The following is a 23,756-nucleotide window of genomic DNA, read 5'->3' on the forward strand; positions in this document are numbered from 1 at the left end:
GCACAGGGCAGGATGGGCGGCATGAGTGAGCGCAGCGGCGTGCCCGGCGAGGGGCTGGTGAAGGGGCTGGCGGTCACGCTGAAGACGATGGCCCGCCGCTCGACCACGCAGCAGTACCCGGACGTCGTCCCCGAGCTGCCGCCCCGCTCCCGTGGCGTGATCGCGCTGCTGGAGGAGAACTGCACGGTCTGCATGCTCTGCGCGCGCGAGTGCCCGGACTGGTGCATCTACATCGACTCCCACAAGGAGGAGGTGGCGGTCCCCGGCGCCGCCCGCCCCCGCCAGCGCAACGTGCTCGACAAGTTCGACATCGACTTCTCGCTCTGCATGTACTGCGGCATCTGCATCGAGGTCTGCCCGTTCGACGCGCTCTACTGGTCGCCCGAGTTCGAGTACGCCGAGTACGACATCAAGGACCTGCTGCACGACAAGGACCATCTCGGCGAGTGGATGGTCACCGTCCCGCCGCCGCCGGCCCACGACCCGCACGGCGACCCCTCGAAGGAGGAGACCACCGCCGCCCGTAAGGCCGCGGCCCCCGCCGCGCGTCCGGCCCCGGCCCGCCCGCAACCCGGCGCCGAGCAGGGCGGGGGCGCGCCGTCATGACGGGTGCGGACGTGCTGCTGCTCGCCCTCGGCGCGGTGGTGGTGGGCGCGGGCGCGCTGGTGGTGGGCACCCGGCACCTGGTCCGGGCCGGGCTCTGGCTGGTGGTCTGCCTGGGCGCGCTGGCCGGCGACTACCTGGTCCTGAGCGCCGAGCTGGTGGCCTGGGTGCAGGTGCTCATCTACGTCGGCGCGGTCGTGGTGCTGCTGCTGTTCGCGGTGATGCTGACCCGCGCGCCGATCGGCCCCTCCGACGACCTCGACCGGCCCGGCTGGCCGGCCGCCCTGATCGGCGCCGGCAGCGGCCTGGGCCTGGCCGTGCTGCTGGTCGACGCGTTCCGCTGGGTCCGGGTGGAGCTGCCCGCCGCGGGCACCGCCGAGCGCCTCGGCGAGCAGGTGTTCCGCTCCTGGGTGCTGCCCTTCGAGGTGCTGTCGGTGCTGCTGCTCGCCGCCCTGGTCGGCGCGATCGTGCTCTCCCGCCCCGACATCGGCCGCCCCGGCGCAACTCCGGCCGCCGGTCCGGCCGGCGCCGCCGAGCCGGCCCGCCCGGTCGTCGCCGCCGACGAGGGCGGGCGCGCGTGAGACCGGTCATCCCGTACGTCACCGCCGCCCTGCTGTTCGGCCTCGGCGTCTACGGCGTGCTGCGCCGCCGCAACGCCGTCCTCGTGCTGATGGCCGTCGAGCTGATGCTCAACGCGGTCAACCTCATCCTGGTCACCGCCGACACCACGGTCCGGGCGGCGCTGCCGCACTCCGGCCAGGTCTTCGCGCTCTTCGTCATCGTGCTGGCCGCCGCCGAGATCGGCGTGGGGCTGGCCATCGTGCTCCAGCTCTACCGGGTGCGGGCCAGCGTCACGGTGGACGACGTGCCGCTCACCGAGGCGCCGGCGCCGGCCGCCGGGGTGGCCGCCGACCGGGGCGAGGGGGCGAGGTGACCGGACTGCTCGCGGTGGCGCTGCCCGGCGTACCCCTGGTCGCCGGCCTGCTCGGGCTGCTGCTGCTGCCGCCGTCGCCGCGCGGCGCGGCCACCGGGGAGAGCCCGGCCCGGCGGGCGGCCATCGCGCTCGGCGTGGCCGGCGCGGCGCTCGCGCTGCTCGCGGCGGTGGCCCTGCTGCTGCGGGTGGACGGGCCGGTCGAGGGCGGCACCGACTGGGTCGACCTGGGCGGGCTGCGGGTCACCCTCGGCTGGCGGCTGGACGGGGTGGCCGCGCTGGTCGCCGTGGCGGTGGCCGCGGTGGCCCTGGCCGTGCAGGTCTACTCGATCGGCTACCTGCGGCGCGGCCCGCACGACGACGTCGAGGTGGACCACCGCTACCCGCCCTACGCCGCCCAGATCAGCCTGTTCACCGCCGCCATGCTGACCGTGGTGGTCTCCGGCGACCTGATCCTGCTGCTGGTCGGCTGGGAGGTGATGGGCATCTGCTCCTACCTGCTCATCGCCCACGACCGACGGCTGCCCGAGGCGCCGGCCGCCGCCGTGAAGGCGTTCCTGGTCACCCGGGTGGGCGACGTCGGCTTCCTGCTCGGCATCGCCCTGCTCGGCGTCGGCGCGGGCAGCTTCCGGATCGCCGACGTGCTGGCCCACGACTACCCGACCGGCACGCTCACCGCGGCCTGCCTGCTGCTGCTCGCCGGGGTGGCCGGCAAGAGCGCGCAGTTCCCGCTGCACACCTGGCTCCCGGACGCCATGGCCGGCCCCACCCCGATCTCCGCGCTGATCCACGCGGCCACCATGGTCGCCGCCGGGGTCTACGCGGTGGCCCGACTCTTCCCGCTCTTCGCGCAGGCCCCGGCCGCTTTGGCCGTGCTCGGGGTGATGGCGGCGGTCACCCTGCTGCTCGGCGCGTTCGCGGCCACCGCCCAGGACGACATCAAGCGGGTGCTGGCCTGGTCGACGGTCTCCCAGATCGGCTACATGACCGGCGCGCTCGCCGTCGGCGCTCCCGCGGCGGCCCTGTTCCACCTGCTCACCCACGCCGCGTTCAAGGCGCTGCTGTTCCTGGCGGCCGGCGTGGTGATCCACGCCGTCGGCACCACCCTGATGTCGCGGATGGGCGGCCTGCGCGCCGCCATGCCGGTGACCTTCTGGTGCATGCTGATCGGTCTCGGCGCGCTGGCCGGGGTGCCGCCCCTGTCCGGCTTCTGGAGCAAGGACGGGGTGCTCGCCGCCGCGCAGGCCGCCGCGCTGGACGGCGCCGGCCCGGCCCCGGCCTGGGTGGGCTGGCTGGTCTGGCTGGCCGGGCTGCTCGGCGTCGCGGTCACCGCCTGGTACGCCACCCGCCTGCTGCTGCGGACCTTCTTCGGCGCGACCCGGATCCCGCTGGCGCACCCGCACGACCCGCCGGCCGTGCTGCGCTGGCCGGTGCTGCTGCTCGCGGTGCCGGCCGCGCTGCTCGGCCTGGCCGCCTTCGCGCCCTGGTTCGCCGACCGGCTGCGGGTGCCGGCCGACGCCTCCGACGAGGCCGTCGAGCTGGTCCACCTCGCGCCGAACCTGGTCCTGCCGTTCCTGCTGCTGCTGGTCGGCGCGGGTGTGGCCTGGGCCGGCTGGCGCCGCGACCCGGCCGCCGACCCGGCGCGCTTCCTGGGTCCGCTGCGGCCGGTCTTCGCCCGCGCGTTCCGGCTCGACGACGTCCAGCACACCCTCGTGGTACGCCCGACCACCGCCCTGGCCCGGGTCGTGCGCACCGGGGACGAGCTCGGGGTGGACGGTCTCGTGGAGGGCAGCGGCCGGGCCGCGGTCGAGCTGGGCGGCGGGCTGGCCGCGCTGCACCGTGCCGCGTTGCCCCGCGCGGCGGCCGGGGTGCTGGCCGGTGCGCTGCTCATCGGCCTCGCGGTCGCCCTGATCGGAGTGGCCTCATGACGTTCGGGCAGTTCCTGCTGGTCGCGGTCCTCGCGGTCCCCGCGCTGGGCGCCGTCGCGGCCGCCGCCGTCCCCGGCGACCGGGCCGGCCGGCTGGTCGGCACGGCCGCCGCCGCGCTGACCCTGCTCGCCGCCCTGCCGCTGGCCGGCGGCGACCACGGCTGGTTCGGTTACGGCCCCCGGCCGGCCGTGCAGGCCTGGCACCAGGTGGACGTGTCCTGGGTGCCCGGCCTCGACCTGCGCTTCCACCTCGGAGTCGACGGCATCTCCTGGCCGCTCGTGGTGCTCACCGCGCTGCTCACCCTGCTCTGCTGCGGCTACACGCTCTGGCGGGTGCCCGCCGGCGGCGGCAGCGGACGCGCCCTCGTGGCGCTGCTGCTGGTGGTCGAGGTGGGCATCCTGGGCACCTTCCTCGCCCTCGACCTGGTGCTGTTCTTCCTGTTCTTCGAGGTCGTCCTCCTCCCCATGTACGCGATCATCGCCGGCTGGGGTGGCGACGACCGGCGCCGGGCGGCCCGCAAGTTCGCCCTCTACACACTGTTCGGCTCGGTGCTGCTGCTGGTCGGCGTCTACGTGGTGGTCGCCGCCGCCGGCACCGCCGACCTGGTGACGCTGACCGGTGGCGCCGGGCTGTCCCGGGGCACCCAGCTCGCCGCGTTCACGCTGCTGGCGCTGGCGTTCGCGGTGAAGAGCCCGCTCTGGCCGCTGCACTCCTGGCTGCCCGACGCGCACACCCAGGCCCCCACGGTGGGCAGCGTGATCCTGGCCGGGGTGCTGCTCAAGATGGGCACGTACGGGCTGATCCGGGTGGCGGTCGGGGTGGCCCCGGAGGGCGCCCGTTGGGCCGCCCCGGTGCTCGGGGTGCTGGCCGTCGCGGCGATCCTGGTCGGTGGCCTGGTCTGCCTCGCGCAGTCCGAGCTGAAGCGGCTGATCGCGTACTCCAGCGTCGGGCACATGGGCTTCGTGCTGCTCGGGGTCGCCACGCTCACCGCCACCGGCCTCCAGGCCGCCCTGATCGGCAACATCGCGCACGGCGTCATCACCGGGCTGCTGTTCTTCCTGGCCGGGGCGATCAAGGACCGCACCCGCACCGGGTCGCTCGCCGAGCTGTCCGGGCTGCGGGAGACCGCGCCCCGGCTGGCCGGGCTGCTCGGCTTCGCGGCGGTCGCCTCGCTCGGGCTGCCCGGGCTGGCCGGCTTCTGGGGTGAGGCGTTCGCCGTGGTGGCCGCCGTCCGGCGGGGCGGCGGACTGTGGACCACCCTCGCGGTGCTGGCCGCGCTGGGCGGGGCGCTGACCGCCGCGTACCTCCTGCGGTTGCTGCGCCGGGTCACCCACGGACGGCCCAGCCCGGCGGTGGCCCCGCTCGCGCCGGGCCTGGCCGGGGCGGAGCTGGCCGCCTGGGCGCCGCTGGTGCTGCTCGCCCTCGCCGTCGGCCTGGCCCCGGCACTGGTCCTGTCCTACGCCTCCGGCCCGGTCGGCGCCCTGGTGGGAGTGGTGACCAGATGAGCCTGGTGCAGAGCGTGGACAACGTGGCGCTGCTGCCGGCCTACCTGGCCGCCGGCACGGCCGTGCTGGTGCTCCTGGTCGACCTGCTGGCGGCCCGGGCCGTCGCCACGGTGGCCGTGGCCGCCCTCGGCGCGGCGGGCACCGCCGCCGGTGCGGCGCTGGTCGGCGCGGCCGGCGAACGTCGCACCTTCTGCGTGGGCGCGGACTGCTCCTGGCTCTGGACCGGGCGGGCCGCGCTGGTCGCGGTGGTCATCGCGCTGCTCACCCTCGGTGTGCTCGCGCTCTCCGGCCCCCTGCTGCGCGCCGGCCGGGTCCCGGTCGGGGAATACTGCTTCCTGCTCGCCTGCGCGATGACCGGCGGCGTGGTGCTGGGCGCGGCCGGCGACCTGATCACCCTGGTCGTGGCGCTGGAGACGCTCACCCTGCCGCTCTACGTGCTGGTCGGGCTGCGCCGGGGCAGCCTGGCCGGCGCCGAGGCGGCGGTGACCTTCTTCGTGGTCAGCGTGGTGGCCACCACGGTCACCCTGCTCGGCGCGGCGCTGCTCTACGCGGTGACCGGCAGCGTCCACCTCGACCGGCTCGGCGCGACCTTCGCCGCCGAGGAGGGCCTGCTCGACGTGCCGCTCACCACGGTCGCCGTGGCGCTGGTGGTGGCCGGGCTGGCCTTCAAGGTCGCCGCGGTGCCGTTCCACGCCTGGGCCCCGGCCACCTACGACGGCGCGCCGCTGCCGGTGGCCGCGTACCTGTCGACGGCCTCGAAGCTGGGTGGCGTGGTGGCGCTGCTCGCCGTGGTGCAGCGGGCGCTGCCGGCGACCGTGACCGGCCCGGTGCTGGCGTTGCTGGCGGTGCTCACCATGACCGTGGGCAACCTGGTGGCGCTGCGCCAGCGGCGTACGGTCCGGCTGCTCGCGTGGTCCTCGGTGGCCCAGGCGGGCTACATCCTCGCCCCGCTGGGCGCGCTCGCGCTGGCCGCCGGGCGCACCGCCGACGCCCGCGCCGGGGCGTACGCCGCGGCCGTCGCGTACACCGTCTTCTTCGTGCTGCTGGAGCTGGCGGCGTTCGCCGCGGTGGTGGCGCTGCGGCCGGGCGACGGTGACGGCGGCACGCTGGCCGACCTGCGCGGCGCGGCGCGCCGGCACCCGTGGGTGGGTGGCGCGTTCGCGCTGGCCCTCATCGGGCTCGCCGGGCTGCCGCCCGGCCTGGCCGGCCTGTTCGCCAAGGTGACCGTGGTCCGCGCGCTGCTGGCCGGGCACGCCGGCTGGCTGGCCCTGGTGGTGGCGCTGAACGCGGTGGTCGGGCTGGCCTACTACCTGCGCCTGGCCGCCACCCTCTACGCCGCTCCCGGCGGGGTCGCGGTCCGCCCCGGCCGGCTCGTGGTGGTCGCGCTCGGGGTCGCCACCGCGCTGGCCGTGGTGCTCGGCTTCGCCCCGCAGCTGGTGCTCGACGTGGCGGCCCGCTGACGGTTTCGTCCCCCGGTGGGCGGCCGGCACAGCGCGCTCACAGGAATCCCCAGCCAACTTTCAGCCATGAGCAGGATGGTTGGCGGGTACCGGTGTTGTTGAACCGGTCAGCGGGCCCCGCACGGCCCGCGCACCGAAGGAGCGATCGTGCATCACAACCGTCTCAAGACCGCAGCGCTGCTCGGCCTGTTGACCTCGCTGATCCTCGCGGTCGGCTACTGGTTCGGCGGTAGCGGCGGTCTCGTCATCGCCGTCGTCCTCTCGTTGGTGATGAACGGCGTGACCTACTTCTACTCCGACAAGCTCGCGCTGCGCTCGATGCGGGCGCAACCGGTCAGCGAGGCACAGTTCCCCGAGCTGTACCGGATGGTCCGGGAGCTCTCCACCCAGGCGGGCAAGCCAATGCCCCGGCTCTACGTGAGCCCCACGGCGCAGCCCAACGCGTTCGCCACCGGGCGTAACCCGGAGCACGCGGCGGTCTGTGTCACGCAGGGGATCGTCGAGATCCTCGACTACCGGGAGTTGCGGGGCGTGATCGGGCACGAGCTGTCCCACGTCTACAACCGGGACATTCTGATCTCCAGCGTGGCGGCCGGCCTGGCCGGCATCATCACCGCGTTGGCGAACATCGCCTGGTTCATCCCGCTGGGTTCCTCCGACGACGAGGACGGCCCGAACCCGGCCGTGCTGCTGCTCACCCTGATCCTCGGTCCGATCGCGGCCACCCTCATCCAGCTGGCGATCAGCCGGAGCCGGGAGTTCCAGGCCGACCAGTCCGGCGCCGAGCTGAGCCGGGACCCGCTGGCCCTGGCCAGCGCCCTCCGCAAGATCCACCTGGGTACGCAGGCGCGCCCGCTGCCGCCGCAGGGCCAGCTCACCAGCACCGCGCACCTGATGATCGACAACCCGTTCAAGCGGGGCGGCGGCATCGCCGCCATGTTCGCCACCCACCCGCCCATGGAGCAGCGGGTGGCCCGGCTGGAGCAGTTGGCCCGCAACGCCGGGCCCGTGCAGTTCCAGCGCTGACCCGCACGGACCGACTCCGCCCGCGTCCAGCCGGACGCGGGCGGAGTGGTGTGTCCGGGCACAAACCGTTTCCCCCGGATACGCGACGGCGTTAGGGTCGAAACGTCTCTCACCCGTTACCTGGAGGTCGACCCGTGGCCGCACTGCGCCAGTACCTGGGCGTCTGGCGGATCCCCGGCGCCCCGATGCTGCTGATCCTCGGCGTCATCGGCCGGCTCGGGATCGGCATGACACCGCTGGCGCTGCTGCTGGTGGTCGCCGAGGTCACCGACCGGTACTCGCTCGCCGCCGTCGCCGGCGGCATCTACGCGCTCTCCGGCGCCGCGCTCAGCCCGATCGCCGGGCGCATCGCCGACCGGGTCGGCCCCACCCCGGTGCTGCTGGCCACCGCCTTGGCCCACCCGCTCGCCCTCTTCGGGCTGCTCGGGGCCAGCCGGTCCGGCTCCGGCAGCCTCGCCCTGATCTACCTGGCCGCCGGCGTCGCCGGCGCCACGTACCCGCCGCTCACCGCCGCCATCCGGGGCGCCTGGAACGACCTCACCGCCCCCGCCACCGGCCGGGCCCACCTGCGCAACACCGCGCTCGCCGCGGAGACCTCCCTCTTCGAGGTCGTCTTCGTGCTCGGGCCGCTGCTGGTGGCCGGCTTCGTCCTGGTCGCCGACGCCGCCGCCGCGCTGGTCGGCGCCGCCGTGGTCACCCTGGCCGGCACCAGCGCCGTCGCGCTCGGCCGCGTCATGCGCGGCTGGCGGCCGCACCCGCGCGAGCACCACGCCAAGGGCCTCGGCCCGCTGCGGGTCGGCGGCTTCCCGGCCCTGCTGTTCTGCGTCGCCAGCATCGGCATCGCCTTCGGCGCCGCCGGCGTGATCGTCCCGGCCTTCGCCGGGAACTCCACCAGCGGCGACCCGGAGAGCCTCGCCGGCGTGCTGCTCGCCGTCTGGGGCATCGGCAGCGCCTTCGGCGGCTTCTGGTTCGGGGTACGCAAGCCCGCCGCCAACATGACCCGCCAGTTCGCCTGGCTGCTCGGCGCGGTCGCGGCCAGCTTCGCCGTCTTCGCCGTGATGCCCACCCCGGCGGCGCTCGGCGCCGCGCTGGTGCTCGGCGGCGCCACCATCGCGCCCGCGCTGACCCTGGAGAACACCCTGGTCGGCCGGATCGCCCCGGCCGGCATGCTGAACGAGGCGTACACCTGGGTGGTCACCATGTCGGTGGCGGCGAGCGCCGCCGGGGGAGCGGTGGCCGGGCTCATCGTCGACCACGCCGGCGGCGTGCCCTGGGCCTTCCTCTTCGCCGGGGCGGCGGTCGCCGTCGGCGCCACGGTCGCCGCGCTGCCCGGTGGCCCGATCGCCCGCGCCGAGGCCACCGCGGTACGCGCCGAGCAGTCACTCGTCGCCTGAGCCCCGGGGATCAAACCGGCGCGGGCGGGTACAGCCGCGGCATGTTCCTTTTCTTCTCGAACCGGGTCGGCTGCCTCGGCTCGATCCTGGTCAGCGCCGTCGTGACCGTGATCCTGCTGCTGATCTTCTCGCGCTGACCGTGGCCGGCCCCGCTCTGGTGGGCCGGGCCGCCGCCCGGTGCTGACCGGGGCGGCGGCCCGACGCCTGTCCTACCGGTAGTTGGTGAACTGGTGAGATACCGCCTGCTACCAGCCAGAACGCAGCCATGATCATCACTGGGCCGTCGCCAGGCCCTCCGCCGACAGCGCCAGGACCTGATCGGTAGCCCGGCGGGTCCGGTCGTCGCAGGACGGCATGAGGTGGGTCGACCGGACCGCCAACGAACGCCCGCACCTACTCACGCTGGGCATGTCCCTACACCACCAGCCGTGTCATCGGGCGACCCTCGCTCGGGCATGACGCATCGGCCTCACCCAGGTGTGGTTAGAGGGTCTTGACCTGGCCGCCGTCGAGGACGAACTCGGCGCCGGTGGTGTTGGCGGAGCGGGCGGAGGCGAGGAACAGCACCAGGTCAGCGACCTCTCCGGCCTCGGCAATTCGGCCGGTGCTGATCGCCATGCTCTGCGGCACGACCTCGTCGAGCGCCTGCTGGGCGGTGACACCCGCGCCGGCGGCGAGGGCGTGCGCGAAGCCGCCCGGGCCGGTCCAGAACGGGGTCCGCACCGGGCCGGGTGCGACGGCGTTGACCCGCACACCGCGCGGCGCGAACTCCTCCGACAGGGCCTTCGTCAGGTTGGACATCGCCGCCTTGGCGGCGGAGTAGTCGACCACCATCGGGAACGGCAGCCGGGCGTTGATGCTGCTGATGTTGACGATCGCCCCGCCGTTGTCCAGCAGGGCAGGCAGGGCCAGCCTGCTCATGCGCACGGCGCTGAAGAACGTCACGTCGAACGCGCGCGCCCACTCGGCGTCGTCGACGTCGAGGAATCCTGACCGGGCACTGCCGGCGCCAACGTTGTTGACCAGTACATCCAGGCGCCCGTACGTCGACAGCGCGGCGTCGACGAGCTGCTGCGGGGTGTCCGCGTCGGTGATGTCGGCCAGCACCACGGTGGCCCCACGGGCCGCCTGGGCCTCGAGCTCAGGTGTGCTCGTACGGCTACTCGCCACCACCTGCGCGCCTTCGTCGAGCAACGCGGCCACGGTGGCCAGACCGATGCCCTTGCTCGCGCCGGTGACGATGGCGACCTTGCCCTGCAGTTCGAGATTCATTACCACTCCCCAGTTATTGACTGATCGGTTCCTAATTCGTGCAGCAAAAAATCAGTCGAGCGCCCCCAGGGCGACCTCCACGGCGTTTTCCAGGAACGATCGGTCTGCGCGTGCCTTGCCCATCACCCGCAGACCCTGCAGGAACGCGGTGAGGAACTGGGCCAGCTCCCGCGGCTTCTTGTCCGCCGCGATCTCCCCGCGAACCTGGGCGCGCTCCAACGCCCCGGCCAGGGCCGACTCGATCTGACCCAGCGTGCGGGAGACCTGCTGCACCGTGTCCGGGTGCGTCGATCGCTCCGTGGCCGCGTTGACCACCAGGCACCCCCGCTCCGGATCGGCCAGGTCGGCCTCCACCAACTCCAGGAGCACCGTTTGGATTGCCGGACGCACCTGCTCCGCCCGGTCCAGCACCTCGGTCAGCCCTGCCGCGTGGCGCTGGCAGTAGCGGCGAAGCGCCAGCGCGTAGAGCTGCTCCTTGGATCCGAACGCCTTGTACAGGCTGCCTCGGGCGATGCCGAGACCCTCCACGAGATCTTCCGTCGACGTCGCTTCGAACCCCTGGCGCCAGAACAACTCCATCGCGCGGTCGACCGCCGTGTCGATGTCGAACGTCCTTGGCCTGCCCATGCGACAACCATAAGGGCAAAGGAACTGATCAGTCCACAACTGTGGGGGCCGCCACCCGTCTCGAAGTACGGCGGACGTTGACACCCGCGCCACGGGGACCGCGGTCAGAGGTTCGAGTAGACGGCGGCCGACCAGTCGCCGGCGAGGCGAGACGTCGGGCAGCGGCGAGGCGGTAAGGAAGCAGCCCTTACGGGGCCTCAGGCAGCCTGATCCCACCTCGTGACGGAGAAGCGGGTCTCGTCCGAGCCCGGCGCGCGTTCGTCGTTCGAGGGCTTTGCAGTGGTCTGCGCCACCGGGGTTCCGAGGGGTATCGGGTGCTCAACGTGTTGCGGTCAGGCCGTCGCCAGGCCGTCGGCCGCCAGACGATGATGACGAACGACGACCAGTGACGACGACGTTTACCCAGGTCACGAGATGTGACCAACTCCCTGACCGGCCACGACGGCGAGGGCTTACCTGTAGTTGGTGAACTGGAGGGCGACGCCGAAGTCCTCGCCCTTGAGCAGCGCGATGACGGCCTGCAGGTCGTCCTTCTTCTTGCCGGTGACCCGGAGCTGGTCGCCCTGGATCTGCGCCTGGACGCCCTTCGGGCCCTCGTCACGGATCTTCTTGCTGATCGCCTTGGCCTTGTCCGAGTCGATGCCCTGGATCACCTTGGCGTCGATCTTGAAGATCTTGCCGGACGAGCGGGGGTCGCCGGCGTCCAGCGACTTCAGCGAGATGTTCCGCTTGACCAGCTTCTCCTTGAACACGTCCAGAGCTGCCCGGACCCGCTCCTCGGTCTCCGCCTGGAGACTGATCGCCTCCTCGCCCGACCAGGAGATCTCGGCGCCGGTGCCGCGGAAGTCGAACCGCGTCGAGAGCTCCTTCTCCGCCTGGCGGAGGGCGTTGTCGACCTCCTGGCGGTCGACCTTGCTCACGATGTCGAACGACGGGTTCGCTGCCATGCTCATGCTCCTGCTGTCCGGAGGTCTGTCCTGGTCCGTCCCCCACTGACCAGCGTGGGACCCCCTGACGGTACCCGCTTGCGGCGGCCCGGGGGACAACCGCTATCCTTGCTTCCGCCGCCGCGTCCAACGCGGTGGTATGCCCTGGCGGGTTGCCCGAGCGGCCAATGGGAGCGGACTGTAAATCCGTCGCGAAAGCTTCAGAGGTTCGAATCCTCTACCCGCCACCAGGGATCGGCAAGGCCCTTGACCTGCGGAAACGCCGGTCAGGGGCCTTCGTCGTTTCGCGGTGACCGAGGCGAGGAGACGTCCGTGCACGACAACGATCCGCCCTCCCCGGCCACCGCGGACGACGATCCGATCGGCCGGTTCGAGCGGCTCTACGCCGACGCCGAGCGCGGCGAGGCGGTCGTCCCGTGGGACCTCGACCGGGCGCACTCCCTGCTCGGCGAGTGGACCGACCGGACCCGGCCGGACGGCTCCGGTCGGCGCGCCGTGGTCGTCGGGTGCGGCTTCGGCCGCGACGCCGAACATCTGGCCCGCCTGGGCTTCGCCACCGTGGCCTTCGACATCTCGCCCACGGCGATAGGGGCGGCCCGCCGCCGCCACCCGGACTCCCCGGTCCGGTATGAGACCGCCGACCTGCTCGACCCGCCGCACGACTGGCTGGGCGGGTTCGACTTCGTGCTGGAGAGCATGAACGTGCAGGCGCTGCCGGCCGAGCTGCGGCAGCGGGCGATCCCGGCGGTCGGCCGGCTGGTGGCGCCGGACGGGACGCTGCTGGTGATCGCGGCCGGCCGGCGGGACGACGAGGTCGTCGAGGGCCCGCCCTGGCCGCTGGCCCGGGCCGAGGTCGACGCTTTCGCGGCCGGCCCGCTGACGCCGGCCCGGGTCGAGGAGATCGTGGCCCCGGACGGTGGGCTCCGGTGGCGCGCGGAGTTCCACCGCGCCTGAGGGCGGCGGCGGTGACCTACGCGGACGTCGCCCGCTCGGCCTCGCTGCGCAGCACGCAGAACTCGTTGCCCTCCGGGTCGGCCAGCACGACCCAGCCGCTGCCGTCCGGCTCGCGCCGGTCGGCGACGACGGTGGCGCCCAGGGCGCGGATGCGCTCGACCTCCTGATCGCGGAGCACCTCGGGCTGCAGGCAGATGTGCACGCGGTTCTTGACGCTCTTCGGCTCCGGTACCCGCTGGAAGTAGAGCCTGGCGCCGGTGGGCGGCTCGATGGCCACCTCCTCGTCGTCGGGCCTGGACTGCGGGTCGACCGGGCAGTCGAAGACCTGGCCCCAGAAGTGCGCCAGCTCGTACGGGTCGGCGCAGTCGAACGCGACGTTGCGGATGAGGGTCCCCATCCGGTCAGCCTCTCATGCCGCCCGGCGACGGCCCGCTGGCGCCGAGGCCGGTGGAACGCGTGGATCGGACAGTCCGAAACCCTTGCCCGAGGCATCGATGATGGTGGAGTCTGTTCGACGGGACCGCCACGGCTGCCCGGTTCGCCGTCCAATGTGGTCAAGATGACCGATCATCATGGCTGGTAGGCGAATCTGCTCTTACGCGCGGTTTAACCGGGAAGTCGTTGTGCGCGCCTTCCGTAGCAGCTCCGGGACCGATCGTGACAGCACGCTGGGCCGGAGGGACGGCCGCGCCGGTCGAACGGATGATTTCCCCGTCTGCCCCGGCCACGTGGGCCCTCCACCGCTTTTCCCCCTGCTCCCCGTGTGGCACGATCGTGGAACCTCCACCATCGCTGAAACTCTCTCGACAGGAGCAATCATGTCTGGTCGAAGGTTGGGCCGGCTGCTTGGCTCACTTCTCATTCTTGCCGCCCTCGTCGGTGGCGTCGGCGGTTTCGACTTCGATGGCAGCACGGGGGCGCAGACCCAGGACTACGTGTGGCAGTGACCGGTTCTCCCGGTCTGTCTTCTTGAGCCCGGCTGCCGGCCCACCGTGTTCCGGCCGGGTGACGCCCCGCGTCGGTGATCGAGCGGCGTGCCGCCAAGTCGAAGGAGCGGCATGATCGGTCGCGGTCAGCCACGACGCCGGTCGTCCGAGGACGCCTGGATCATCACGGCCCCGATGGCCCTCGTCGCGGTGGCCTGCGCCACGGTCACCGGCCTGCTCGCCGAGCACCCCGTCGGCGAGTGGCCCCAGGCGGCGCTCATCCTCGCCCTGATGGTCGTGGCGGGGTTGCCGTTGCTCAGCCTGGTGGTCAACCGGCAGTCGGTCGGCGTCACGTTCACCGAGCTGCCCCTCGTGCTGGCGCTCTTCTTCCTGCCGCCGCTGACCGTCGTGGTCATCTACACGATCGCCACGCTGGTCACGCACATCCGGCACCGGTTCTCGGCGCCGAAGGTCTGGTTCAACGTGGCCCGGGCCGCGGCCGGCACCTCGCTGGCGGTGCTGCTTCTCCAGGCGATGCCGCCGATGGAGGGTGTCGGGCCACGGACGTGGCTCAGCATCTTCTCCGCCGTCAGCATGGTCCTGCTCGTCAGCGTCACCAGCGTGGTGGCCGTGCACACCCTGTTGAACGGCTGGCAGACCGGTCGAGCGGCATTGCGCAACGCCAAGACGGCGCTGCTCACCGCCGGGATCAACGTGTCCATCGGGCTGATCCTGCTGATCCTGCTGAGCAGCAACTGGTGGTCGGTGTTGCTGCTGGCCGGGCTCGGCGTCGGTCTGGTGCCGGTCTACCGCTCGTACGCCCAGTTCTTCCGGCAGCACCGCACCCTGACCGACCTCTACGAGTTGACCCGTGCCGTGGTGGAAAGCGGGCAGAGCGGCACGCTGGCGGACGCCCTCCTCGGACGGGTGCGGTCTCTGATGCAGGCCGAGTACGCCACACTGTGGCTCCCGCCCCAGGGTCGGCACCCGGAGACGCTCCTGACCGCCCGGGTCGACGACCCAGGTCTGCTCGACATGGCGCACACGCCGCAGGCGCTGCGGGAGAAGGTGCGGGAGCTCCGGCGTACCGTGGCCGTGGGACACGGGGTGACGACCGACGACGAGTTCCGCGCGGAGTTCGCGGAGCGGCGGGTCAAGGACGCCGTGGTGGTGCCGTTGCGCTCCGGCCCGGTCGTGATCGGCACCCTTGAGGTGGCCAACCGGCTCGGTGACGGCAACCACTTCAACCCGGCGGACATCGCGCTCTTCGAGACCGTGGCCGCCCACGCCGCGGTCGCCTTGGAGAACACCCGCCTGGTCGACCGGCTGCGGCACGACGCCGAGCACGACACGCTGACCAAGCTGCCCAACCGCCGGCGGATCACCGCGGCGGTGGCCGAGGCGGTCCGGATCGCCGCGCCCGGCGAGGTGGTGGCGCTGCTGCTCTTCGACGTCGACCGGCTGCGCCAGGTCAACGAGTCGCTCGGCCACGCGGCCGGCGACAAGGTCCTGGTCGAGGTGGCCGAGCGGCTGCGGGCCAACGCGCCCTCCTCCGCCCTGGTGGGCCGCGCCGGTGGCGACGAGTTCCTGGTCACGTTGCGGTTGGAGAGCACCGAGGCGGCGCTGGAGTTGGCCGGCCGGTTGCGCGAGCAGATCCGCGACGAGATGGTCTTCGACGCGCTCACCCTGGACGTGGACACGGCGGTCGGGGTGGCCGTCCACCCGGACCACGGCAGCGACGCGGTGACCCTGCTCCAGCGGGTCGACCTGGCCGCCACGGCCGCCAAGTCGGTCCCGGGCAGCGTGCAGCTCTACAGCCCGGCGCTGGAGTCCCGGTCGCTGCGCCGGCTGGGCCTCGCGGGCGACCTGCGCCGAGCGCTGGACGACGGCGCGCTGGAGGTCTACTTCCAGCCCAAGGTGACGCTGCGGGACCGGCGCCTGGTCGGGGTGGAATGCCTGGCCCGCTGGGAGCACCCGGCGCACGGCACGGTGGCCCCGGACGACTTCGTGGCGGTCGCCGAGCACACCGGCCAGCTCGGTCGGCTCACCGAGTTCGTGCTGCGGGAGAGCCTGCGGCGCAGCCGGGACTGGAGCCACGGCGAGCAGGCGCTCGCCATCTCGGTCAACCTGGCCGCCCGGACGCTCACCGACCAGCACTTCCCGGCCCTGGTGCGGGATCTGCTGGAGGAGTACGGCGTGCCGGCGCAGCGGCTCACCCTGGAGATCACCGAGGCCGGGGTGCTGGACGGCACCGAACGTCCCATCCCGACCCTGAAGCGCCTCGGCGAGCTCGGTGTCCGGCTCTCCGTGGACGACTTCGGTACGGGCAACTCGTCCCTGGCCCAGCTGCGCCGGCTGCCCGTGCACGAGGTCAAGGTCGACCGCTCGTTCGTGCAGGGGATGGCGACCGACCCGGGCGACCTGGCCATCGTCAACGCGGTGGTGACGCTCTCGCAGCAGTTCGGCCTGACCGTGGTGGCCGAGGGTGTGGAGAGCGAGCTGACCCTGGAGCTGCTCCAGGACATCGGCTGCGAGATCGGCCAGGGCTTCCTGTTCAGCCGGCCCCTGCCGTACGAGCGGTTGGAGGCCTGGTTCGGCGCCCAGGTCGACCCGGAGACGATCGTGGCGGGCGAGCTGCCGCGCCTGCGCGTCGTGCCCTGAGCTGCGGGAACACCGCAACCGGGGATCCGATTTCACCTCGACGACGGGGTCGTGTACTGTTTCCTCTGCGCGACACCCCACGGGGTGATCGGGTAGGCCCCCTTAGCTCAGTCGGCAGAGCGTCTCCATGGTAAGGAGAAGGTCTACGGTTCGATTCCGTAAGGGGGCTCAGAGGGTCCGGCTGGACCCGCCACGGCGGTGTAGCTCAGATGGCAGAGCAAGCGGCTCATAATCGCTGTGTCGCCGGTTCAAGTCCGGCCACCGCTACTCTCGTCCTCCGGGCCCGCCCGGTGGACGGTGGGATGGGCGCCACAGGCGCCCACTTTGCATGTCCGCGTATTCAGCGCGTAGTCTGATGCGCCGTAGTTGTTACCCGTGAGCGAGGAAGGCACTCCGCCGTGGCGAAGGCGACCGATGTCCGGCCGAAGATCACTTTGGCGTGTGTGGAGTGCAAGGAGCGCAACTACATCACGCGCAAGAACCGCCGCAACGACCCGGACCGCATCGAGCTGAAGAAGTTCTGCCCCCGGGACGGCAGGCACACCATCCACCGCGAGACCCGCTGACCCGCGGCCGGCCCGGCCGGCCCGCAGCCAGCTTCCGAACGCCGATCCGCACGGACGGCGGCCTCCGAGCCGTCCGACCGTACGGATCGGCGTTCGTGTTGTCCGTGTAGGTTCGCGGCATGTCCCTGGACCCGTCCTTCGTCGGCCGGACCTATCCGCCGACCGCCCCCTACCAGGTGGGCCGAGAAAAGATCCGCGAGTTCGCCGCCGCCATCGGCGCGACCGACCCGGCGCATCACGACCCGGCGGCCGCCCGGGCGCTCGGCCATCCCGACGTGGTGGCCCCGCCGACCTTTCCGGTCATCGTGACCATGGCCGCCAGCCAGCAGATCGTCGACGATCCGGCGCTGGGCGTCGACTACAGCCGGGTGGTGCACGGCGACCAGCGCTTCGCGTACACCCGGCCGGTGGTCGCCGGTGACGAGCTGGTCTGCGTGAACACCATCGAGGAGGTCACCACCCGGGGCGGGCACGGCTTCCTGACCACCCGCACCGATGTGAGCACCGTCGCCGGTGAGCCGGTGGTCGCCGTCTGGTCCAAGATCGTCGTACGCGGGGAGGCCTGAGAGATGGAACTGCCCACCCAGACTTACCGGGTGACCCGCGCGGACCTGGTCCGCTACGCGGGCGCCTCGGGCGACTTCAACCCGATCCACTGGAGCGACCGGACGGCCACCAAGGTCGGCCTGCCCGGGGTGATCGCCCACGGCATGTTCACGATGGCTCTGGTCGGCCGGGCGGTGACCACCTGGGCCGGCGCACCGGACGCGGTGGTCGACTTCAACGTCCGCTTCACCCGCCCGGTGGTCGTGCCGGACACCGACGAGGGCACCGAGGTCGAGGTCGCCGCGGTGGTCAAGGAGGTCACCGAGGACGGCCTGACCAGGCTCGACATCACCGCGACCTGCCTGGGGGAGAAGGTGCTGTCGCAGGCTCGGGCACTCGTGCGGACGCCTCGCTGAGGATCCGTTCGACGCGCGAGGGGTGGACCGGTTGGGAAAGTCGCACGACTACCCGTACACTGGTCCGCCGTGGGGCAAGTGACCCCTGCTCGGCACCTCGTGTCCGGGTGAGGGTGAGTTGCCGCACAGGGGTGTAGCTCAATTGGCAGAGCAGCGGTCTCCAAAACCGCAGGCTGCAGGTTCAAGTCCTGTCACCCCTGCGCCTCAGGCCTGACCGTTCCCGTGGGTCGCGCCGCCGCACGGCGGCGCCCGGCCCGTGGTGGTGGCATCGGCGGGGTTGGTTCCGAGGCATTCGGGGCCCTCCCGGTCGATCCGCCGGCCGCGGCCCGTCGCGGGACGGTTGGTCCGGCCGGCGTGACCACACGCCGCGCACGCCGCCCGGCGTGCGACCCGATATCCCGCACGGAGGGCGAAGTGGCCGAGAGCAAGCGGCGCGGCGAGGACGCCGGCGACGAGCGTCTGGACGACGACGCGACCGTCGACGGCGTGGCCGACGACGACGCCACCGACGCGGACGAGACGGTTTCCCGGGGCGGCACCGCCACCCGCAAGCGGGCCCGTGCCGATTCGACCGAGGGCCGGAAGACCCGGAAGGACACCGAGCGGATCGGGCTGTTCGCCCGCATCGCGCGGTTCTTCCGCGAGGTCGTGGCCGAACTGCGTAAGGTCATCTGGCCGACCCGCAAGGAGCTGCTGACCTACACGGCCGTCGTGGTCACCTTCGTCGCGGTGATGTTGGCGATCGTGGCCGGCCTGGACTACGGCTTCGCGAAGGCGGTGCTGTGGGTCTTCGGCAACCCCAGCTGACCTGCGGACAGCGATAGTGACGGAAGTGAGCGAGCGTGCCTGAGTACGACGAGACCGCCGAGACCCCGGACGAGCAGTCCACGGTGGCGACGGCGGCCAACGATGAGTCGGTCGAGGCCGCCAGCGAGCCGGAGTTCCCGACCACCGAGCCCGCCCCGGACGAGGACTTCGACCCGGTCGCCGAGCTGCGCCAGAAGCTGCGCTACGCCCCCGGCGACTGGTACGTGGTGCACTCCTACGCCGGCTACGAGAACAAGGTCAAGACCAACCTCGAGACCCGGATCACCTCCCTCGACATGGAGGACTTCATCTACCAGGTCGAGGTGCCGACCCGGGAAGAGGTCGAGGTCAAGAACGGCAAGCGGTCGCAGGTCCAGGCGAAGGTCTTCCCGGGCTACATCCTGGTCCGGATGGAGCTGACCGCCGAGTCCTACTCCTGCGTCCGGAACACCCCGGGGGTCACCGGCTTCGTCGGCGCGACCGACCGGGCCGACCGTCCGGCGCCGCTGAGCCTCGACGAGGTGCTCAAGTGGCTGGCCCCGGCGGTCGAGACCGAGCAGAAGAAGGCCAAGCCCGAGGTCAAGGTCCTCGACTTCGAGGTCGGCGACTCGGTCACCGTCACCGACGGCGCCTTCGCCTCGCTGCCGGCGACGATCAGCGAGATCAACGCCGATCAGCAGAAGCTCAAGGTCCTGGTGTCGATCTTCGGCCGGGAGACCCCGGTCGAGCTCAACTTCAACCAGGTCGCCAAGATCTGACGCACGTCCGCACCGGCGGTGGGCCTCCGGCCGGCCGCCGGTGCGCCGTTTTCGCCGTCCGCCGGACCTCGGCGGGGAGGGTGGCACGAGGCTGCGCTACCCTAGAACGTCGGCTGTCCGCACCGCGCTGACCGTGCGCGCCCGCGGGCCGGCGAAAATCCCAGTTCCAAGCCCCAGGAAGAGACATGCCTCCGAAGAAGAAGCTCGTCAAGACGTTCACGCTTCAGCTGCCGGCGGGCCAGGCCACCCCGGCGCCGCCGGTCGGCCCCGCGCTCGGCCAGCACGGCGTGAACATCATGGAGTTCTGCAAGTCCTACAACGCGCAGACCGAGTCGCAGCGGGGCGACATCGTCCCCGCCGAGATCAGCGTCTACGAGGACCGCACCTTCACCTTCGTGCTGAAGACCCCGCCCGCCGCCCGGCTGCTGATCAAGGCCGCCGGCGTGCAGAAGGGCTCGGGCGTCCCGCACACCCAGAAGGTCGGCTCGGTGACCCGCGCCCAGCTGCGCGAGATCGCCGAGAAGAAGATGGCGGACCTCAACGCCAACGACATCGACCAGGCTGAGAAGATCATCGCCGGCACCGCCCGGTCGATGGGCCTGACCGTCGCCGACTGACCTCGGTCGACCGCTCCACCCGGATCAGTTCGTGGGAGGGCCGCGCAGGCCGCGGGCCCGCCATAGACCACAGGAGTTACGAGAAATGCAGCGCAGCAAGACCTACCGCAAGGCCGCCGAGGTCATCGACCGGTCGAAGCTCTACTCTCCCGCCGAGGCCGTCAAGCTGGCCAAGGAGACCACCAACGTCAAGTTCGACGCCACGGTCGAGGTCGCGATGCGCCTCGGCGTCGACCCCCGCAAGGCGGACCAGATGGTCCGCGGCACGGTCAACCTGCCGCACGGCACCGGTAAGACCGCCCGCGTGATCGTCTTCGCCGCCGGCGCGAAGGCCGAAGAGGCCGCCGCCGCGGGCGCGGACGAGGTGGGCACCGACGAGCTGGTCGCTCGCATCCAGGGCGGTTGGCTGGACTTCGACGCGGCGATCGCCACCCCGGACCAGATGGCCAAGATCGGCCGGATCGCGCGGATCCTGGGCCCGCGCGGCCTGATGCCGAACCCGAAGACCGGCACGGTGACCATGGACGTCACCAAGGCCGTCGCCGACATCAAGGGCGGCAAGATCACCTTCCGGGTGGACAAGCACTCCAACCTCCACCTGATCATCGGCAAGGCCTCGTTCTCCGAGTCCCAGCTGATCGACAACTACGCGGCGGTGCTGGACGAGGTCCTGCGCTCGAAGCCGTCCGCGGCCAAGGGCAAGTACCTGAAGAAGGTCACCCTCACCACCACCATGGGCCCGGGCGTCCCGGTCGACCCGAACGCGGTGAAGAACCTGACCGAGGCTTCGGCCGAGGCCTGAGCACGGCTGCCCGGACGGGGCCCCGCCACCTGCTGGTGGCGGGGCCCCGTCCGTCTGTCCGGTGTGGCAGGCTCGGCACATGCGGCTCGAAGGCGTCTGGCTGCGATACCACCGGCGGGGCCCGTGGGTGCTGCGGCAGACCGACGTGGCGATCGGCCCGGGCGAGGTGGCGGTGGTGCTCGGGCGCAACGGGGTGGGCAAGTCCACCCTGCTCCAGCTCGCCGCCGGCGTGCTCCGGCCGACCCGGGGCCGGGTGGTCGACCGGCCGCCGGCCGTCGGCTGGGTGCCGGAGCGTTTCCCCGCCGACCAGCCCTTCACCGTGCGGGCCTACCTCGCCGCGATGGCCCGCGTGGCCGGCCTCCCAGGCGCGGAGGCCGACCGGGCGGTGCGGCACTGGATCGACCGGCTCGGCCTGGCGCGCTTCCACGCGGTGCGGCTGCCCCAGCTGTCCAAGGGCACCGCGCAGAAGGTCGGCCTGGCCCAGGCGCTGCTCCGGCCGCCCGGCCTGCTCGTCCTCGACGAGCCCTGGGAGGGGCTGGACGCCGCCACCCGTGACCTGGTGCCCGAGGTGATCGGCGAGGTGCTGGCGGAGGGCGGCGCGGTGCTGGTCAGCGACCACCGCGGCGAGACGGTCCGGCTTCCCGGCGCCCGGCACTGGTCGGTCGCCGACGGCACGGTCACCGAGGCGACGCCGTCCGGTGCCGCGGCCACCGTCGTGGTCGAGCTGTCGGTCCCGGCCGCCGCGGCCGCCGCCGCCGTCGCCCGGTTGCGCGCCGACGGCCACCACGTCCTCCGGATACGCGACCACGCCGCCGGCCCCCCCGCCACGCGACCCGGGTCCGACTCCCCGTCTCCCGCCACCCGACCTGAGCCCGGCTCCACGTCTCCCGCCATTCGACCCGAGCCCGGCTCCCCGTCCGCCGCCGTGGACCCGGCGTCCGGCGCCGGCCGGTCCGGCCCCGCGTCCGAGGTGGCCCGGTGATCGCCCTGGTCCGGCTGCGGCTGGCCGGCTTCCTGCGTACCGGCCGGGCGCTGGCCCCGGTGCTGGCCGGCCTGCTGGCCCTCGGCGTCCTCTACGGCGGCGGCCGGGCCCAGCCCGCGGAGGCCTACGGCGTCTCGGCGGTGGTGCTCTTCCCGGTGCTGGCCTGGCAGACCAAGATCCTCCTCGACGTCGAGCCCGACGTGCAGCGCCGGCTGGCCCGGGTGGGGGTCGGCCCGGCCCGGGAGCGCGCCGCCGGCCTGCTCGCGGCGGCCGTGGCCGGCCTCGCCACGATCGCCGTCGCGCTGGTCTTCCCCTGGCTGGTCGGCGGGGTGACCGGCCCCAGCGGGCCGGGGGACCGGCCGCTGGCCGAGGGGCTGGCGCTCGGCCTCTGGGCCCACCTGCTGGCCCTGCCGGCGGCGGTGGCGCTGGGCGCCCTGGCCAGCCGGGCGATCACCCGCAGCGCCGGCTACGGCGTCGCCGTGCTCACGGTCGGCGCGGTGGCCGCGGTGGTCCTCGGCCTCTCCCGCTCGGTGGCCCCCTGGCTGGTGCCGCCGGTGCTGCCGACCGCCCGGGCGCTGGCCGGTCCACTGGCGGCATCCACCGGCGTGCTGCTGACCGCCTGGGCGCTGGCCTGGGCGGCCGTGGCGCTGGCCGGCTACGCCTGGGGCCGCCGGAGCCGCGCCTGAGTGACCGGGCGCACCCCGGGGGCGATTTGGTGGTTCGGGACGGGGTCGCGTAACCTAGTCGCGTAGTTCCACCCAAAGACCGCTGGTCACCGTGCCCCGGCACGGTCGAAGGTCCCGCGAACGACGGGCGACCCGCGCAGGGCGGCAAGCGAAAATCGGTGCAGTGCGTGGTCCGCCGACCGCGCCCCTCGCACCGGCCCTCGCCCCGTGCGCCCTGCGCCGGGGCTTTTCTCGTTGTCGTGATGCCTCCGCCGCCGTCGCGAGCCCTGCTCGTCGCCGGCGTACCAGCTCCGAGCAACGAGAGAGGAGGGACATGGCGGACAAGCCGATCCGGGCCGACAAGGCCACGGCCGTCGCCGAGCTGACCGAGAGCTTCCGCACCGCGGGAGCGACCGTGCTGACCGAGTACCGCGGGCTCACGGTTTCGCAGCTCACGCAGCTGCGGCGCTCGCTCGGCAAGGAGACCAGCTACACGGTCGCGAAGAACACGCTGGCCAAGCGTGCCGCGACCGAGGCGGGCATCTCCGGCCTCGACGAGCTGTTCACCGGTCCTACCGCGCTGACTTTCGTTTCGGGCGACGTCGTCGAGGCGGCGAAGGGGCTTCGCGAGTTCGCGAAGGCCAACCCGAAGCTCGTCATCAAGGGCGGTGTCTTCGAGGGCAAGGCCATTTCCGCGGCCGAGGTCACGAAGCTCGCCGACCTGGAGTCCCGCGAGGTGCTGCTGGCGAAGCTGGCCGGCGCCATGAAGGGCAACCTGAGCAAGGCCGCGGCCCTGTTCCAGGCTCCGCTCGCCAAGACCGCGCGTCTGGCGGCCGCTCTGCAGGACAAGCGCGAGAAGGAGGGCGCCGAGGCGGCCTGAGGCCACCCGGCGCACCCACGTTCTTAGTTTTCACTTTCAGAAAGGACGCCAGACATGGCGAAGCTCAGCACCGACGAGCTGCTCGACGCGTTCAAGGAGATGACGCTGATCGAGCTCTCCGAGTTCGTGAAGCAGTTCGAGGAGACCTTCGAGGTCACCGCGGCGGCTCCGGTCGCCGTCGCCGCCGCCGGCGGCCCCGCCGGCCCGGCCGCCGAGGCCGAGCCGGAGAAGGACGAGTTCGACGTCATCCTCGACGCCGACGGTGGCAAGAAGATCCAGGTCATCAAGGTCGTGCGCGAGCTGACCGGCCTGGGCCTCAAGGAGGCCAAGGACCTGGTCGAGGCCGCTCCGAAGCCGGTCCTGGAGAAGGTCAACAAGGAGGCCGCCGAGAAGGCCAAGGCCAAGCTCGAGGGCGAGGGCGCCAAGGTCACCCTCAAGTGACCTTGAGTTCGACCTGACGCGCGTCCGGCTCACGTGAGTCGG

General features: G+C 72.6%; 25 protein-coding genes and 4 tRNA genes. 25 read left to right on the top strand and 4 right to left on the bottom strand.

The features are described from left to right. The first annotated feature begins 21 nt into the window (after positions 1-21). The 8 genes from RMN56_RS15060 (at position 22) to RMN56_RS15095 (ending at position 8,847) form a co-directional block, all read left to right on the top strand. Positions 22-606: a NuoI/complex I 23 kDa subunit family protein gene (locus tag RMN56_RS15060; RefSeq protein ID WP_376787299.1), complete on the top strand. Its 585-nt coding sequence runs from the start codon at positions 22-24 to the stop codon at positions 604-606. Next, positions 603-1,184 carry an NADH-quinone oxidoreductase subunit J family protein gene (locus tag RMN56_RS15065; RefSeq protein WP_313724388.1) on the top strand — a complete coding sequence of 194 codons (582 nt, stop codon included), beginning with the start codon at positions 603-605 and terminating at the stop codon, positions 1,182-1,184. Before RMN56_RS15060 ends, RMN56_RS15065 begins: the two co-directional genes overlap by 4 nt. Continuing rightward, complete coding sequence (gene nuoK / locus RMN56_RS15070; RefSeq protein WP_313724389.1) at positions 1,181-1,537, top strand: NADH-quinone oxidoreductase subunit NuoK; 357 nt, start codon at positions 1,181-1,183, stop codon at positions 1,535-1,537. The genes RMN56_RS15065 and nuoK overlap by 4 nt, the downstream gene beginning before the upstream one ends. Beyond that, positions 1,534-3,462, top strand: coding sequence for an NADH-quinone oxidoreductase subunit 5 family protein (locus RMN56_RS15075; RefSeq protein WP_313724390.1), 1,929 nt, complete (start codon positions 1,534-1,536; stop codon positions 3,460-3,462). The genes nuoK and RMN56_RS15075 overlap by 4 nt, the downstream gene beginning before the upstream one ends. Continuing rightward, positions 3,459-4,967: a complex I subunit 4 family protein gene (locus tag RMN56_RS15080; RefSeq protein WP_313724391.1), complete on the top strand. Its 1,509-nt coding sequence runs from the start codon at positions 3,459-3,461 to the stop codon at positions 4,965-4,967. Before RMN56_RS15075 ends, RMN56_RS15080 begins: the two co-directional genes overlap by 4 nt. Further along, positions 4,964-6,427, top strand: a complete 1,464-nt coding sequence (locus RMN56_RS15085) for an NADH-quinone oxidoreductase subunit N (RefSeq protein ID WP_313724392.1) — start codon at positions 4,964-4,966, stop codon at positions 6,425-6,427. Before RMN56_RS15080 ends, RMN56_RS15085 begins: the two co-directional genes overlap by 4 nt. Before the next feature lie 147 nt (positions 6,428-6,574). After that, the gene (gene htpX / locus RMN56_RS15090) at positions 6,575-7,453 is read left to right on the top strand and encodes a zinc metalloprotease HtpX (RefSeq protein WP_313724393.1); all 879 of its coding nucleotides are present in this window, start codon (positions 6,575-6,577) and stop codon (positions 7,451-7,453) included. A gap of 134 nt (positions 7,454-7,587) precedes the next feature. Next, positions 7,588-8,847, top strand: a complete 1,260-nt coding sequence (locus tag RMN56_RS15095; protein WP_313724394.1) for an MFS transporter — start codon at positions 7,588-7,590, stop codon at positions 8,845-8,847. Between the two features lie 483 nt (positions 8,848-9,330). Here the strand turns inward: RMN56_RS15095 and RMN56_RS15100 are convergent, their stop codons facing one another. The 3 genes from RMN56_RS15100 to RMN56_RS15110 all read right to left on the bottom strand — a co-directional run bounded on the left by RMN56_RS15100 (position 9,331) and on the right by RMN56_RS15110 (position 11,693). Continuing rightward, complete coding sequence (locus tag RMN56_RS15100) at positions 9,331-10,119, bottom strand: oxidoreductase (protein ID WP_313724395.1); 789 nt, start codon at positions 10,117-10,119, stop codon at positions 9,331-9,333. A gap of 51 nt (positions 10,120-10,170) precedes the next feature. Next, the gene (locus RMN56_RS15105) at positions 10,171-10,746 is read right to left on the bottom strand and encodes a TetR/AcrR family transcriptional regulator (protein ID WP_313724396.1); all 576 of its coding nucleotides are present in this window, start codon (positions 10,744-10,746) and stop codon (positions 10,171-10,173) included. 452 nt (positions 10,747-11,198) lie between these two features. After that, the gene (locus RMN56_RS15110; protein ID WP_151462534.1) at positions 11,199-11,693 is read right to left on the bottom strand and encodes a YajQ family cyclic di-GMP-binding protein; all 495 of its coding nucleotides are present in this window, start codon (positions 11,691-11,693) and stop codon (positions 11,199-11,201) included. Between the two features lie 146 nt (positions 11,694-11,839). On the opposite strand from RMN56_RS15110, the gene RMN56_RS15115 reads away from it, so the two are divergent. Both RMN56_RS15115 and RMN56_RS15120 read left to right on the top strand, forming a co-directional pair. Then, positions 11,840-11,923, top strand: a tRNA-Tyr gene (locus tag RMN56_RS15115). Positions 11,924-12,005: 82 nt separating this feature from the next. Beyond that, positions 12,006-12,647 (top strand): class I SAM-dependent methyltransferase, encoded by a 642-nt coding sequence (locus RMN56_RS15120; protein ID WP_313724397.1) that lies wholly within the window; start codon positions 12,006-12,008, stop codon positions 12,645-12,647. A 16-nt stretch (positions 12,648-12,663) separates the two neighbouring features. On the opposite strand, the gene RMN56_RS15125 is transcribed toward RMN56_RS15120, so the two are convergent. After that, complete coding sequence (locus RMN56_RS15125) at positions 12,664-13,044, bottom strand: VOC family protein (RefSeq protein WP_313724398.1); 381 nt, start codon at positions 13,042-13,044, stop codon at positions 12,664-12,666. A 661-nt stretch (positions 13,045-13,705) separates the two neighbouring features. Here RMN56_RS15125 and RMN56_RS15130 point away from each other — a divergent pair. From RMN56_RS15130 to rplL, 15 genes are all read left to right on the top strand, one after another. Then, complete coding sequence (locus RMN56_RS15130) at positions 13,706-16,234, top strand: putative bifunctional diguanylate cyclase/phosphodiesterase (protein ID WP_313724399.1); 2,529 nt, start codon at positions 13,706-13,708, stop codon at positions 16,232-16,234. 96 nt (positions 16,235-16,330) lie between these two features. Beyond that, positions 16,331-16,403, top strand: a tRNA-Thr gene (locus RMN56_RS15135). Between the two features lie 25 nt (positions 16,404-16,428). Further along, positions 16,429-16,501: transfer RNA gene (locus RMN56_RS15140), tRNA-Met, on the top strand. Between the two features lie 131 nt (positions 16,502-16,632). Next, positions 16,633-16,800, top strand: coding sequence for a 50S ribosomal protein L33 (gene rpmG / locus RMN56_RS15145; protein ID WP_012184342.1), 168 nt, complete (start codon positions 16,633-16,635; stop codon positions 16,798-16,800). A gap of 119 nt (positions 16,801-16,919) precedes the next feature. Beyond that, positions 16,920-17,366 (top strand): FAS1-like dehydratase domain-containing protein, encoded by a 447-nt coding sequence (locus tag RMN56_RS15150; protein WP_313724400.1) that lies wholly within the window; start codon positions 16,920-16,922, stop codon positions 17,364-17,366. Positions 17,367-17,369: 3 nt separating this feature from the next. After that, positions 17,370-17,762 carry a MaoC family dehydratase gene (locus RMN56_RS15155; RefSeq protein ID WP_313724401.1) on the top strand — a complete coding sequence of 131 codons (393 nt, stop codon included), beginning with the start codon at positions 17,370-17,372 and terminating at the stop codon, positions 17,760-17,762. Between the two features lie 127 nt (positions 17,763-17,889). Further along, positions 17,890-17,962, top strand: a tRNA-Trp gene (locus tag RMN56_RS15160). Positions 17,963-18,176: 214 nt separating this feature from the next. Next, positions 18,177-18,569: a preprotein translocase subunit SecE gene (secE, locus tag RMN56_RS15165; RefSeq protein WP_313724402.1), complete on the top strand. Its 393-nt coding sequence runs from the start codon at positions 18,177-18,179 to the stop codon at positions 18,567-18,569. 35 nt (positions 18,570-18,604) lie between these two features. Next, complete coding sequence (gene nusG / locus RMN56_RS15170) at positions 18,605-19,327, top strand: transcription termination/antitermination protein NusG (protein WP_046567240.1); 723 nt, start codon at positions 18,605-18,607, stop codon at positions 19,325-19,327. 185 nt (positions 19,328-19,512) lie between these two features. Next, the gene (gene rplK / locus RMN56_RS15175) at positions 19,513-19,944 is read left to right on the top strand and encodes a 50S ribosomal protein L11 (protein ID WP_091570017.1); all 432 of its coding nucleotides are present in this window, start codon (positions 19,513-19,515) and stop codon (positions 19,942-19,944) included. An 85-nt stretch (positions 19,945-20,029) separates the two neighbouring features. Beyond that, the gene (rplA, locus tag RMN56_RS15180; RefSeq protein WP_313724403.1) at positions 20,030-20,746 is read left to right on the top strand and encodes a 50S ribosomal protein L1; all 717 of its coding nucleotides are present in this window, start codon (positions 20,030-20,032) and stop codon (positions 20,744-20,746) included. 79 nt (positions 20,747-20,825) lie between these two features. Further along, a complete protein-coding gene (locus RMN56_RS15185) occupies positions 20,826-21,728 on the top strand; it encodes an ATP-binding cassette domain-containing protein (RefSeq protein WP_313724404.1) in 903 nt (300 codons plus the stop codon). Then, positions 21,725-22,414, top strand: coding sequence for a hypothetical protein (locus RMN56_RS15190; RefSeq protein ID WP_313724405.1), 690 nt, complete (start codon positions 21,725-21,727; stop codon positions 22,412-22,414). Before RMN56_RS15185 ends, RMN56_RS15190 begins: the two co-directional genes overlap by 4 nt. 313 nt (positions 22,415-22,727) lie before the next feature. Then, positions 22,728-23,273: a 50S ribosomal protein L10 gene (rplJ, locus tag RMN56_RS15195; protein WP_313724406.1), complete on the top strand. Its 546-nt coding sequence runs from the start codon at positions 22,728-22,730 to the stop codon at positions 23,271-23,273. Between the two features lie 54 nt (positions 23,274-23,327). Continuing rightward, on the top strand, positions 23,328-23,714 hold the full coding sequence (gene rplL / locus RMN56_RS15200) for a 50S ribosomal protein L7/L12 (RefSeq protein WP_313724407.1): 387 nt from the start codon (positions 23,328-23,330) through the stop codon (positions 23,712-23,714). The last annotated feature ends 42 nt before the right edge of the window (positions 23,715-23,756 follow it).

The sequence above is a fragment of the Micromonospora halotolerans genome (assembly GCF_032108445.1).
GTDB classification, from domain to species: domain Bacteria; phylum Actinomycetota; class Actinomycetes; order Mycobacteriales; family Micromonosporaceae; genus Micromonospora; species Micromonospora halotolerans.